Below are 12,832 nucleotides of genomic sequence, written 5' to 3' on the forward strand. Positions count from 1 at the left end.
ATGGCTCTGACGGTCACGCTCGTCTCCGCCGAGGCGGAGGTCTGGTCGGGCGAGGCGTCCCTCGTCGTGGCCAAGACCGTCGAGGGCGAGATCGGCTTCATGGCGGGTCACGAGCCGGTGCTCGCGATCCTCGCCGAAGGTCAGGTGCGTATCACGCAGCCCGGCGGCGAGAAGATCGTCGCCAATGCGCAGGACGGCTTCCTGTCGATGGAGGGCGACGAGCTCACCATCGTGGCGGGTAACGCTGCGCTCGCCTGACCCGCACTGCGTCTACGAGAGACCGCACCCTCCGGGGTGCGGTCTCTCGCGTTGAAGGGAGATTTCCGGATGCTGCTCCTGCTGCCGCCGTCCGAGACCAAACGCGCCGGGGGTACCGGTGCGCCGCTCGACATCGACGCCCTGGCCCTGCCGCAGCTGGCGCCCGAGCGCCGCGCGGCCGTGGACGCGCTCGTCGCGTTGTCGGCGGATCCGGACGCCGCGGCGCGGGTGCTCAAGCTCAGCGCGCGTCAGCTGGGCGAGGTGGCGGTGAACTCCGCGCTCATGACCTCTCCGACGATGCCCGCCGTCGACCGGTACACCGGCGTCCTCTTCGATGCTCTCGATGCGGCCGCGCTCGACGCCGGGGCGCGGGGCTGGCTCGGCGAGCATGTGCTCATCCAGTCGGCGCCCTTCGGTCCCGTCGCCGCGCTCGATCCCATCCCGGCGTATCGGCTGGCGGCGGGCACGGCGCTTCCGGGCATCCCGCCGCTCCGCCGGCATTGGGCTGCGGCGAGCTCGGCCGCCTTGATGGGGGCCGGGGCGCCGTTCGTGCTCGATCTGCGCTCGGAGGCCTACGTGGCCCTGGCTCCGGTCCCCGCGGCGATGCCCTCCGCGTTCGTCCGCGTGGTCTCCGCCGGCGCCGATGGAACAGTGCGCGCCCTCAACCACTTCAACAAGCACGCGAAGGGCGAGTTCACGCGTTCGCTCGCCCGTTCGGCTGCGACCGTGAGCTCTCGAGACGACCTTCTCGCGTGGGCCGCGTCACACGGATGGGTGCTGCGCGAGACGGCTGGATCGTCCGAGCTCGAGCTCGTCGTCTGATGCCCCATGCCCGGTGCTGTCGAGGTCGCACGCCGGGTCCGGTGTTTCGCTAGCATGAGCGGCGACCCACGGCGCGAGCGCTTCGTGCCGGGTCGCGACTGAGGAGGTCGTACATGTCGGGTTACTACGACGATGGTGCGGGCGCGGGCGCTTTCCTCGCCCTCATCCTGCTGATTCTTCCCATCATCCTGATCATTGTGCTCGCGGGCTACATCATCAGCTCGTTCTTCTACATGAAGATCTTCGAGAAGGCCGGCGTGCAGGGAAAATGGCGCGCCTGGGTTCCGGTCTACCGCGAGATGGTCTTCGCGAAGCTCGGTGACATCTCTCCCTGGGTCATGCTGGGCGCGCTCGTCGCGACGGCGGTGCTGAGCAACATCCCGGCGATCGGATTCATCTTCAGCTACCTCGCGATCGTCGCGCTGGCTCTGGCCAGCGTTCGCGTCGGTCAGAAGCTCGGCAAGGACTGGCCGCTCGTGCTGCTGTACATCATCCCCGGCATCGGCGGGCTGATCTGGCTCGGTATCGCCGCGTTCTCGAGCTCGCCGTGGAATCCCCACGTGCAGCCCTCGCCGTGGCGCACCTCGTTCCTGCGCGACACGACGGTCTGGCAGGGCATCCCGGTCCAGCCCGACGGCGGCGCGGCACCCGCACCGGGCGCGTACGGCTCCACCGGTGCCGGCTATGCATCTTCCTCCGCTCCCGCCGCGCCGCCGGCCGGTTCGTACCCGCCGCCGGCCACGCCGCCGGCGCCCCCGGCCGGTGCCTACCCGCCGCCGGCGGCACAGCCGCCCGTGACGCCTCCGACCACCGAGCCCCCCGCGCCGGACGCCCCGCGGCAGTGAACACCCGAGGAACCCTCGTCGTATGACGGGGGTTCCTCGCCGTAGCGGGCGCCGACCCCACGGATTCGGGTCTAGCGTGGAGGGATGGACGACGCAGTGCACACCCGCCGACTCGGAACCTCCGGCCTGCTCGTCTCGGCCGTCGGGCTGGGATGCAACAACTTCGGGCGGCGGGGAACTCCCACGCAGACTCTCGACGGCACGGTCGCGGTGCTCGACGCCGCTTTCGACGCCGGCATCACCTTCTTCGACACCGCCGACATCTACGGCGGCGAGCCCGGTCTGTCCGAGACGCTGATGGGTGAGGCCCTGCGGGGACGTCGCGACCGCGTCGTGGTCGCCACGAAGTTCGGTCACAGCGCCGTGGACCTCGGGCTGCCGGGCGCGAAAGGATCTCGCGCCTACATCCGACGCGCGGTGGAGGCCTCGCTCGAGCGCCTGCAGACCGACTGGATCGACCTCTACCAGCTGCACACCCCCGACCCCGAGACGCCTATCGAAGAGACGCTCGACGCGCTGTCGGAGCTCGTACGGGAGGGCAAGGTCCGCTACATCGGACACTCCAACTTCGCGGGTTGGCAGATCGCCGAGGCCGAGGCCGTGGCGCGTGCACGCGGTGATGTGCCGTTCGTCTCCGCGCAGAACCACTACAGCCTGCTCGCACGCGCCGCCGAGCGTGAGGTCCTGCCGGCCGTCCGTCATTTCGGGAGGGGATTCCTCCCGTACTTCCCGCTGCACAACGGCTTGCTCACCGGGAAGTTCACCCGCGACCACATCCCCGCCGACTCGCGGGTCGCGAGGGAACGGCGTCATCTGTGGGAGAACGCTCCCTGGGACGCCATCGAGGCGTACCGGACCTTCTGCGACGAGCGTGGCATCACGATGGTGCAGGCGACCTTCGGCTGGCTCCTGGCGCAGCCGGCCCTGAGCAGCGTGATCGCCGGCGCGACCTCACCCGAGCAGGTTCACTCGAATGCGGCAGCCGCCTCGGCGTGGCACCCCGATGCTGCCGAGCTGGCCGCGATCGACGCGCTCTTCCCGCTGCCGTCCGACCCCGCCGCGGGGTGAAGAAATCACGCTCAGCGGGTGCGTCCACTAGAGTGTGACACGCCCATCCGTCGACGAAAGAAGAGTGACAGCGTGCCCGACCCCACGACCCAATCCCGGATCGTGGACGTCCCGTCCGGTGCGATCGAACTCCGGTGGGCCGCCGCGACCGACACCGGACGCCGCCGCGACAGCAACCAGGACGCCGTCCTCGCGCAGTATCCGCTGTTCATCGTCGCAGACGGCATGGGCGGACATATCGGCGGCGAGATCGCGAGCGCGAGCGCCGTCGACCGGCTCCGTGGTGTCGCCGAGCGCGGAGTGGTGACTCCCGAAGACATCGAAGAGGCCCTCGAGCGCGCCGTCGGAGACATCGCGGATCACCCCGAGACGACGGATGACGGAACGGGAACGACCGTCACCGGCGTGTACCTCGACATCGTCGACGGCGAACCGCAGTGGACGACGTTGAACATCGGCGACTCGCGGGTGTACCTGTTGCGCGACCAGGCGATCGCCCAGGTCACGACGGATCACTCCGTGGTGCAGGAGCTCGTGGCGGCCGGCCGCCTCAGCCCCGAAGAGGCGGAGCAGCACCCGTACGGGAACGTCATCACCCGCGCCGTCGGGCCGAGCGACGGAGTCACCCCCGACTACGTTCGCCTCGATGTCGTCGACGGCGATCGCTTCGTGATCTGCAGCGACGGGCTCACGAAAGAGCTCACGGACTACGGCATCCTGCACTTCCTGCTCGAGAACGCCGATCCGGCGGCGGCTGTGTCGGCGATGATGACGGCGGCGCTGGAGAACGGGGGTCGTGACAACGTCACGGTCATCGTGCTCGACGCGCACGTGCGTGCTTCGAACGACGACTCCTCCCCGGACCAGGGCTGAGCCCGATCCTCCACCGCGGGCCGTGGCGCCTCTCCGGCGGCGTCTCGTCATCGCTTGACTGGGGTGCGTGCACTCCTCAGCCCGACTCGACGACCCCATCCGGCTGTCCACGTCGCTGACGCAGACGCAGGCGCGGCGATCATCCTTTCCGCTGTGGGCGGTGGTGGTCCCCATCGCCGGGGCGGTGATCCTGTGGCAGGTGACCGGCTCGCCGACGGTGCTCTGGTTCGCTGCGCTCGGTCCTCTCGTAGCCACCGCCACCATGCTCGATTCTGCACGCGTCGCGCGGCGGGAGCGGCGGCGGGCCGCGAAGCACGCAGCGGCGAGCATGCACAGAGCGCGCCTCGAGGTCGACGAGCGGCACGCGCTCGAGCGCGCGGAGCTCTGGCGTGCCACGCCGGATGTCGCGCGGCTGCTCGACGACCCCGACGAGCTGTGGCGCCCGAGGGCGGTACGCGATGTGCTCGTGATGGGAGCGGGTGATGCGCGGTCGTGTGTGCGGATCGAGGGCGAGCCGACGCCGGAGCTCCGGCATGCCGCAGGGGTGCTCCGAGATGCACCGGTCACGATCCCACTGACTGCAGGAGTAGCCGTCGTCGGACCGGCTGCGGCGGCAGCGGCGATCGCGCGCGCTCTCGTGATGCAGATCTGCCTCGTCCACCCGTCCGGTGAGGTGTGGGTGGTCGGCGCCGCTGAGGACTGGGCCCGTGACCTCCCGCACGCATCGACTCCGGGCGGCCGGCGCCTGTGGTGGGGGACCGGGGTGCCGCCTGCCGATGCCGACATCGTCATCGTCTCCGCGGGCTCCGGCGCACCGCCGCCGCAGTGTGCGGCCGTGCTCCGCGTGGGGGACGCCGACGCGGCGGTGCTCGCGTACAGCGGTTCGTCGCGGCCGATCCGTCCGGAGCCGCTCGGACGGGAGCAGGCTGCTGCGGTGACCGCCCTGCTGCGGGAGCGCGCGGAGGCGATGGGTGGTGACGCGGCGGCACCTCCGTCATTCGATGATCTCCCCGTCGTCGGAGGGGCCGGCCTCGCTGCCGTCCTCGGGGCGGGGCCCGACGGCCCGCTGGCGATCGACCTGGTCGACGACGGGCCGCACGCCGTCGTGGTGGGGGTCACGGGCAGCGGCAAGAGCGAACTGCTCGTGACGTGGATCGCCGCGCTCGCGCGGAGTCTGCCGCCCGAGCGGGTGAATTTCCTGCTCATCGACTTCAAGGGAGGTCGGGCTTTCGATGCCCTCGCGTCGCTGCCCCACGTGACCGGCGTCGTGACGGATCTCGACGAGCGCAACGCGGTGCGCGCGATCGAGAGCCTCACCGCGGAGGTGCGCCGTCGCGAGCGCGTTCTCGCCGGCCTCCGGGCCCGCGACATCGCGGATGTGCCGGACGCTCTGCCGCGATTGGTCGTCGTCGTCGACGAATACGCCGCGCTCACCTCGACACACCCCGCGATGCACGATGTCTTCGCCGACATCGCCGCTCGAGGCCGCGCACTCGGGATGCACCTCGTGCTCGCGACCCAGCGTGCTGCGGGCTTCCGTGAGGCGGTGCTCGCGAACGCACCGTTGCGGGTCGCGCTTCGCGTGACCGACGTCGCGGATTCGCGCGCCGTGCTCGGTTCGGGCGACGCCGCCATGCTTCCCGGCGGCCGCGACGAGCGCGGGACCGCGCTGGTGATGCGTCCGGCTGATGTCCATCCGCACGTGATTCGGGTGAGCCGGTGCCCGTTGCCGGCCATCGAGTCGATCGCGCGAGCCGCGGCGGGTGCGGCCCCCGCGCGTCGGCCCTGGTTGCCGCCCTTGCCGGATCGCGTCGCGCTCGCCGACCTGCGGGGCGAGGGGTCCGTGGTGCTCGGTCTGGCCGACGAGCCGGATGCGCAGCGTCAACGTGCGGTGACGCTGGACCCTGGAGCGCCGGGGGTGGCGGTGCTCGGACGAGCCGGAGCCGGGCGCACGACGGTGCTCCGGACCATCGCTGCCCAGGTGCCCCACGATCGGGTGTGCTGGCTGCCCGACGATCTCGAGGCCGCGTGGGACGTCATCGTCGGACTCGACGACATCCCGCCGGGGTGGCTCATCGTCGTCGACGATCTCGACCGTGTGCTGGCGAGGCTGCCGGATGACTACAGCGCCGCCGCCGCGGCGATCCTGGAACGTGTGGCGCGCGACTCGCGGTCGCGTGGCGTTCAGTTCATCTGCTCTGCACAGCGGATGACCGGCGCCGTCGGCAGGATCGTCGACCAGCTTCCCGATCGCGCCGTGCTCGCCGCCGTGTCCCGGTCGGAGCATGTCGCCTTCGGCGGTGAGGGGGCTCACCATGACCCGACGGCCCCAGCGGGCCGCGGGAGGTGGCGCGGCATACTCGTGCAGTTCGCGGACGCCGGAGCGTTCGACCCCGCGCGGGAGCGGGCCCGGCCGCCCGACGTGTTCGAGCCGCGCCACGCCACGGCGTTCGTCGCGCCGCCCACCGCCGCCACGCGTGCCGCGCTGGAGCATTGGAATCGTCGGGGCTTCGAGATCGCGACCGTCGAGCAGACGACGTCGCTGCGGTCGAGGAGGGTGGTCTGGGGCACCCCGGACGCCTGGATCGGTCGGTGGCGCGCAGCGGCGACCGCCGCGCAGACCCGATGCCAGCTCGTCATCGATGCCTCGTGCGTGGGGGAGGTGCGGCTTCTGACCGGCAACAGAGATCTGCTGCCGTACGCCGCTCCCGGGCGCGGCCGCGCCTGGGTCATCGACACGCGGACGGATCGGGTCCGGCGGGTGGTGCTGCCCCTCAGCTCAGCGCGTCATCCAACGACCCCGCGGTGATGCCGTGCGCCGCCGCGACGCCGGAGTTGACGACGTGGCCTCCGGCGGTGTTCAATCCGGCGGCCAGGGCGCCGTCTGCCCGCAGGGCAACGCGCCAGCCGTGGCGGGCGATCTGCCGGACGTAGGGCAACGTCGCGTTGGTGAGCGCGGATGTCGAGGTATTCGGCACGGCGCCCGGCATGTTGGCGACGCAGTAGAACACGGTGTCGTGCACGCGGAAAGTCGGGTCGGCGTGGGTCGTCGGTCGCGTGTCCTCGAAGCAGCCTCCCTGGTCGACCGCGATGTCGACGAGCACCGAGCCCGGCCGCATCCGTGCGACGGTCTCGTTGCGCACCAGTTTGGGAGCCTTCGCCCCGGGGATGAGCACCGAGCCGATCACGAGATCGGATGCCACGACCGCACGTTCGAGATCGAGCGGGTTGGATGCCGCGGTCTTGACGCGCCCCTGGAAGTGATCGTCGAGGAAGCGGAGACGCTGGATGTTGGTGTCGAAGATCGTGACGTCCGACCCGAGACCCGCCGCGATGTACGCCGCGTTGGCCCCGGCGACCCCGCCGCCGATGACCGTCACCGCGGCGGGCCGGGTTCCGGGAACGCCGGACATCAGCAGTCCGAGGCCCCCGGCGGAGCGCAGCAAGGTTGAGGCCCCCACCATCGGGGCGAGGCGGCCGGCCACTTCGCTCATCGGGGCGAGGAGCGGCAGGCCCCCGCCGGGCAACTGCACCGTCTCGTAGGCGATGGCGGTCATGCCGCTTTCCATGAGCCGGTCGGTGAGCGGACGGTCGGCTGCAAGATGCAGGTAGGTGAACAACACGAGGTCGTCGCGGAAGCGGTGGTACTCGCTCGCGATCGGCTCCTTGACCTTCAGCAGCAGCTCCGCGCGTGCCCAGACCTCGTCGGGGTCGTCGAGGAGCACCGCGCCGGCGTCGGCATACTCGGAGTCGGGAAGCGACGATCCTTCGCCGGCCCCGCGCTGGACGAAGACCTCATGGCCTGCGACGACCAGGTCGTGCACGCCTGCGGGGGTGAGGGCGACGCGGTACTCGTTGTTCTTGACCTCGGTGGGAACGCTGATGCGCATGGCAGTCCTTTCTGCGCTCCCTCGTGAGGAGCCGCTACACCGTCGGCCGGATGATGCCGACGTTCTGTCCGCCGCCGAGCACGGTCAGCGGAAGATGAGAGATCACGCGGGCCACCGGCGCCGCTTCGAGCGCACCGGCCTTCACGAGGAGCGTGAGTGCGATCGCCGTCGCGGCTCTCCCGTTGCCGTCGAGCACCTTCAGGGCCACGGTGGTGCCGTCGGGGGCCACCATCACGAGCACACCCTCGGCACCGGTCTTCGCGAAGACGCCGAGGCGCTCGATCGCGACGGTGTCGGGCCGGCCGGGGCCGTCGATCGTCCACGGGTTCTCGCGAACTGCTCGGACGAGGGCGCCGGCCATGCGGTGCAGCGCGAAGGGCGACCGCTCGCTCGCGGTGCCGATGCGCTGGATAGCGCGTCCGAGCGCGATGAGGCTCATCGCGTAGACGGGGGCGCCGCAGCCGTCGATCGCCATCGCCGACGCCTTGGTGCCGGTGAGTCGCTCGATGACCTCGCGGGTGTGAACCTGAAGCGGGTGGTCGGGGTCGAGGTAGGTGGTGGTGTCCCATCCGCTCGCGACGCAGGCAGCCAGCATCGCGGCGTGCTTGCCGGAGCAGTTCATCCGGATGCGGGTGGGGGAGCCGAGTTCGCGGACCATCTCGTCGCGCGTCGCGGTGTCGCCCGGCCAGGCGGGAGGGCAGCCGAGGTCGTCCTCGCCCAGCCCGACGTCGTTGAGGATGCCTCGGACGACGGAGACATGCCGGTCGGTGCCGGAGTGGCTGGCCGTCGCCAGGCCGAGTCGCTCACCCTCGAGAGAGGCCCCGGCGGTCAGGCTGGCGAGGGCTTGGAGGGGCTTGAGCGTCGAGCGCGGCAGGATCGGGGCGTCGACGTCGCCGAGGGTGCGGATCGGTGCGCCGTCGGCGCCCAGGACGACCGCTGCACCGGCATGTCGCGACTCGATGAAACCGCTGCGCTCGACGACCGCGAGCTCGACAGCGGCGGGAACGGCGAAGGTCTGCGGCACCCCGACAGCCTACCGTCGCGGACCCCGCGATGCCGCGTGCCAGACTGTCCGCATGTTGGGTGAGCATCACTACTCCGTGCGGGCTGAGTGGACCGGCAACCGCGGCACCGGGACGAGCGGCTACCGGGACTATGACCGGGCCGTGACGTTGAGCATCGAGGGCAAGCCGCCCCTCGCCGCGTCGAGCGATAAGCCCTTCCGCGGAGACCCGAGCCGGTGGAATCCGGAGGATCTTCTGCTCTCGGCGCTCTCCGAGTGCCACCTGCTGTCGTATCTGCACGCCTGCGTGACGACCGGCGTCGTCGTCGTCGAGTACACGGACGACGCCACCGGGATGATGCGCGAAGACGGGCGTGGCGGCGGTGCGTTCACGGAGGTCGTTCTGCGGCCCCGCGTCGTCGTCGCTGAGGAGTCGATGCGCGAAGCAGCCATCGCGGCGCACGCGCAGGCGAACGAATGGTGCTTCATCGCGAACTCGGTGAACTTCCCGGTCCGGCACGAGCCGACGATCGTCGTGTCGGGCGAGGGATGATTCGCTGCGTCAGCGGCGCTCGTGGGGCAGGGCCTGCTTGATCCGTTCGACGGCGTTCTGCGGCGGGGCCTCGTTGTAGGCGCCGGCGAGCTCCTGACCCGACAGGGCGTGGATCGCGGCCATGATCTCGTCGGTGGCATTGCGGCGCGCGCGACCGGAATCCGCCGACCCGTGGTGGCTGAGGTCGAGCGGCTCGCCGAATCGCACGGTGACGCGTGGGCGCAACCGCGGGAACTTGGCGCCGACGGGCATGATCTCGCTCGTGCCGATCAGTCCGACGGGGATGACCGGTGCGCCGGTCTGCAGAGCCAGGAAGGCGACCCCGGTGCGGCCCTTGTACAGGCGGCCGTCGAGTGACCGCGTGCCTTCCGGGTAGAGAGCCGTCGACCATCCCGCGTCGAGCATCTTCTTCTGCTGATCCAGGGCATCCAGCGCAGCCTGGCCGGCACCGCGCCGGACCGGGAACGCGCCGGCGGCGTAGAAGAACTCGCGCGAGAGCCACCCGCGGAAACCGGTGCCGTCGAAGTAGCTCGACTTCGCCAGGAACCGCACCGGACGCGGCGAGGCCATCGGGATGACGAAGGAGTCGATGAACGAGAGATGGTTGCTCGCGAGGATGACGGCGCCCTTGCGAGGGAAGTTCTCGCGGCCCTCGATGCGCGGGCGGTAGAGCATGCGCGCCAGCGGCGCGAGCACCCAGCGGCCGATCACGTAGGTGAGACCGATTCCGGGAACGGCTTCGACGGCGGCTGCGGCTTCTTCGTGCTCGCCGGGCTCGCCGGACTGCGGCTCGGTTGCGTCAGCGTTCACCAGACGAGGCTACTGCGGAACGCATAACTCCGTGGACATGTTGTCCCAGCGCGCGCACCCGCCGAGCGCGCGCGCCGAACTCGCGGAGCGGGCCGAACTCGCGGAGCGCGCGTCGAAGGGTGGACTCGTCAGAATGGCGGAACTCCCGGTCCGGGCGGAGCCGCGACGGTGAAGGCGACGAGCGGTGGTGGTGCGTCCTCGCGGTAGACCCGCCCCGTCGGTGATGTCCAGATCAGCCGTCCGCCGGGGAGTTGTCGTACTCGCCATCGGGTGTGGTGTTTGACGTCGTGATGGCGTTTGCAGAGGTTGGCGAGATTGCACACGTGGGTGGCACCGCCGTCGGATGCGGCGATGGTGTGGTCGAGTTCGCAGCGGATGGCGGGTTGCCGGCATCCGGGGAATCGGCAGTGCCGATCACGGGCCCGCAGCAGCCTGACCATGGCGGCGGTGGGCCGGTAGCTGTCGCACTCGAGCACGGTTCCCGTGACCGGGTCGGTCATCAACCGATCCCACGCGGTCGCGTTGCCCGCGAGCTCACGTGCAGTGGCGGCATCGATGGGGGAGCGGCCGGCCAGGTCAGCCGGCCCCTCGTCCTGACCCATCAGCGTGAGTGCCGATACCGCGACCTGCACGTGCGCGCGGATCGCCCCGAGGGTTCCGTTCCCGTCACCGGTGCCAGTCGGGTCGAGGGTCGGCGAGCCGGCGAGGAGCAGGTCGGAGAACACATCGGCGCGCACCTGATCGATCGTGCGGGCATCGTCGACGAACGACGACCCGTCGCAAATCGTCGTATCGGCATGGAGCGCGCCACCGCTCGCGTCGGTTCGCGCGTCAGGGACGTCGGCTCGTGCTTCGGGGGCGCCCGCGCCACCCGCCGCGTCGCCCTGCACCCGCGCATTGATGATCTCCCGGGCCTGGCGCGTCAGCCGGTCCACGATTCCGTCGGCGATCACGGTCGGCAGCGTCGCGATCAGGTCCGACATCCCATCCGGCCCGGGCTGCACCCGCACGCACCGCCCCGCGGCGGCGTCTTCGTGCCGCTCGGTGAACGTCCGCGGGTTGATCCGCTCCGCCAGCATCCGCAGCGCTTCGCGCACCCGGTTGGGCGTCTCGCCCTCGCACTTCTCGATCGCGGCGCGTTCGAACTCCGCCCGGCCCTCTGCGGGCACGAGGCATCCGACCTCCTGAATCACCCGCACATGCCCGCGGACGATGCGCCCGTCCTCCCACGCGGCCATCGCCAGCGGGAAGTTGTCGACCAGATCCCGGGCCTCGTCGATGCGGCGCTGCAACGTCCGGTCGGTCGCGACGAACACCCCGGCGAGCTCCGCCGCGATCCCCCGCAGCGCCATCTCGCGCGCCTTGACCTTCTCGGACGCGCCCGCGGCCTGCTTCTCCGCGAGCACCGAGGCCGCGGCGAGCACCCGAACCTCACGCACCTGACCAGCCCGAACGACGTCCGCCGCTCCTTCGGCATCCGCGACCAGCTCCGCGAGCGCATCGACGTCTGCGTCATTGCCCATCCCGCCGCTCAACCCGCCATTCGAATGCATGTTCTAATATTCCCACGGACCTCCGACATCGCCCCGCGGTTCTCCACAGCCCGAAGGGGCACGTGCATCCGCCGCTCTCAGCGCACACCGATGCTCGTGCGAGAGGATGAGAGCTCCCACCCCCGATCGAAGAGGTTCTTCCGTGCGTCTGCGCCCGTTCGCCGCCCTGTCCGTCGTCGCCGTCTCGGCGCTTGCGCTCGCCGGTTGCGCGAGCGGTGACACGGCCACCGAGTCGCCCAGCCCGAACGCCTCCGGTGCGTCGGAGCAGTGCCTCGTGAACGCCCAGCCGGGGGAGTCCTCCGACAGCATCGAGGTCTCGGGGTCCGCACCCGAGCTCACGGCGAAGGTCAATCCGGGCCTCGAGCCCGCCGAGATCGAGCGGACGCTCACGACTCGCGGCGACGGCGAGGACCTCGTCTCGGGCGATCTCGTCTCCGGCTCCTACGCGATCTACGACGGCGCGACGGGCGAGCTGCTCGAGCAGTCGCGCGACACCTCTCCCGATGACTCCGGTCTTGTGCCGGTGCTGCTCGACCCGCAGCAGTACTCGGTGTTCGTCGCGGCTCTCGAATGCGCGCCGCTCGGCTCGACCGCCGCCCTCGCGATCCCCGGCTCGGCCTTCGGTCAGGATCGGACATCAGTGGTCGTCGTCGCCGAGGGGGTCGAGAAGCTTCCGACGCGAGCCGACGGCGCCGACCAGGCCCCCGTCGACGGAATGCCGACCGTCGCCCTGGCCGACAACGGCGCCCCCACCATCACCCTCCCCGGCACGGACGCGCCGACCGAGGTGCAGCTGGCCAACCTCAAGACCGGTGACGGCGCCACCATCCAGCCCGGTGACACCGCGTTCGTGCAGTACACCGGCGTGAAGTGGTCGGACGGCTCGGTGTTCGACTCGAGCTGGGACCGCGGCCAGCCCGCAGCGTTCGAGACGAATAAGGTCGTCGCCGGCTTCCAGCAGGCGCTCGAGGGGCAGCAGGTCGGCTCGCAGGTGCTCGTCGTCATCCCGCCGGCCGCGGGTTACGGTGCGCAGGAGGGCAGCGAGCTCCAGAACGAGACGCTCATCTTCGTCGTCGACATCCTCGGCGTCCAGCGCACCCCGGCCCCCGCCGCGGGCTGAGGTCACCCACCGCCGCGGCAACTAAACCGGCACACCC

The 12,832-nt window shown here is 70.8% G+C and carries 12 protein-coding genes; 8 read left to right on the forward strand and 4 right to left on the reverse strand.

The genetic code is table 11. The features are described from left to right. From ABIC53_RS01935 to ABIC53_RS01960, 6 genes are all read left to right on the forward strand, one after another. Positions 1-258, forward strand: a complete 258-nt coding sequence (locus ABIC53_RS01935; protein WP_023955192.1) for a F0F1 ATP synthase subunit epsilon — start codon at positions 1-3, stop codon at positions 256-258. 69 nt (positions 259-327) lie between these two features. After that, complete coding sequence (locus tag ABIC53_RS01940) at positions 328-1,080, forward strand: YaaA family protein (RefSeq protein WP_282501307.1); 753 nt, start codon at positions 328-330, stop codon at positions 1,078-1,080. A gap of 113 nt (positions 1,081-1,193) precedes the next feature. Beyond that, entirely contained in the window at positions 1,194-1,925 is a 732-nt protein-coding gene (locus tag ABIC53_RS01945) for a large exoprotein (protein ID WP_112617260.1), read from the forward strand. 84 nt (positions 1,926-2,009) lie between these two features. Then, positions 2,010-2,993, forward strand: a complete 984-nt coding sequence (locus ABIC53_RS01950; RefSeq protein WP_112617259.1) for an aldo/keto reductase — start codon at positions 2,010-2,012, stop codon at positions 2,991-2,993. 72 nt (positions 2,994-3,065) lie between these two features. Then, positions 3,066-3,866, forward strand: coding sequence for a PP2C family protein-serine/threonine phosphatase (locus ABIC53_RS01955; protein ID WP_274178791.1), 801 nt, complete (start codon positions 3,066-3,068; stop codon positions 3,864-3,866). A 67-nt stretch (positions 3,867-3,933) separates the two neighbouring features. Then, on the forward strand, positions 3,934-6,675 hold the full coding sequence (locus ABIC53_RS01960) for an FtsK/SpoIIIE domain-containing protein (RefSeq protein WP_354450124.1): 2,742 nt from the start codon (positions 3,934-3,936) through the stop codon (positions 6,673-6,675). On the opposite strand, the gene ald is transcribed toward ABIC53_RS01960, so the two are convergent. Both ald and ABIC53_RS01970 read right to left on the reverse strand, forming a co-directional pair. Further along, positions 6,641-7,756 carry an alanine dehydrogenase gene (gene ald / locus ABIC53_RS01965; RefSeq protein ID WP_354450126.1) on the reverse strand — a complete coding sequence of 372 codons (1,116 nt, stop codon included), beginning with the start codon at positions 7,754-7,756 and terminating at the stop codon, positions 6,641-6,643. The genes ABIC53_RS01960 and ald overlap by 35 nt on opposite strands. 34 nt (positions 7,757-7,790) lie before the next feature. Next, complete coding sequence (locus ABIC53_RS01970; protein ID WP_112617255.1) at positions 7,791-8,780, reverse strand: asparaginase; 990 nt, start codon at positions 8,778-8,780, stop codon at positions 7,791-7,793. A 52-nt stretch (positions 8,781-8,832) separates the two neighbouring features. Between ABIC53_RS01970 and ABIC53_RS01975 the strand changes: the two genes are divergently transcribed. After that, entirely contained in the window at positions 8,833-9,312 is a 480-nt protein-coding gene (locus ABIC53_RS01975; protein WP_112617254.1) for an OsmC family protein, read from the forward strand. Between the two features lie 9 nt (positions 9,313-9,321). Here the strand turns inward: ABIC53_RS01975 and ABIC53_RS01980 are convergent, their stop codons facing one another. Next, entirely contained in the window at positions 9,322-10,125 is an 804-nt protein-coding gene (locus tag ABIC53_RS01980) for a lysophospholipid acyltransferase family protein (protein WP_378719934.1), read from the reverse strand. Positions 10,126-10,250: 125 nt separating this feature from the next. Continuing rightward, positions 10,251-11,675: an HNH endonuclease signature motif containing protein gene (locus tag ABIC53_RS01985; RefSeq protein WP_354450129.1), complete on the reverse strand. Its 1,425-nt coding sequence runs from the start codon at positions 11,673-11,675 to the stop codon at positions 10,251-10,253. 142 nt (positions 11,676-11,817) lie between these two features. On the opposite strand from ABIC53_RS01985, the gene ABIC53_RS01990 reads away from it, so the two are divergent. After that, positions 11,818-12,795 (forward strand): FKBP-type peptidyl-prolyl cis-trans isomerase, encoded by a 978-nt coding sequence (locus ABIC53_RS01990; RefSeq protein WP_274178787.1) that lies wholly within the window; start codon positions 11,818-11,820, stop codon positions 12,793-12,795. The last annotated feature ends 37 nt before the right edge of the window (positions 12,796-12,832 follow it).

This window comes from Microbacterium sp. 1262 (assembly GCF_040544895.1).
Lineage (GTDB): Bacteria > Actinomycetota > Actinomycetes > Actinomycetales > Microbacteriaceae > Microbacterium > Microbacterium plantarum.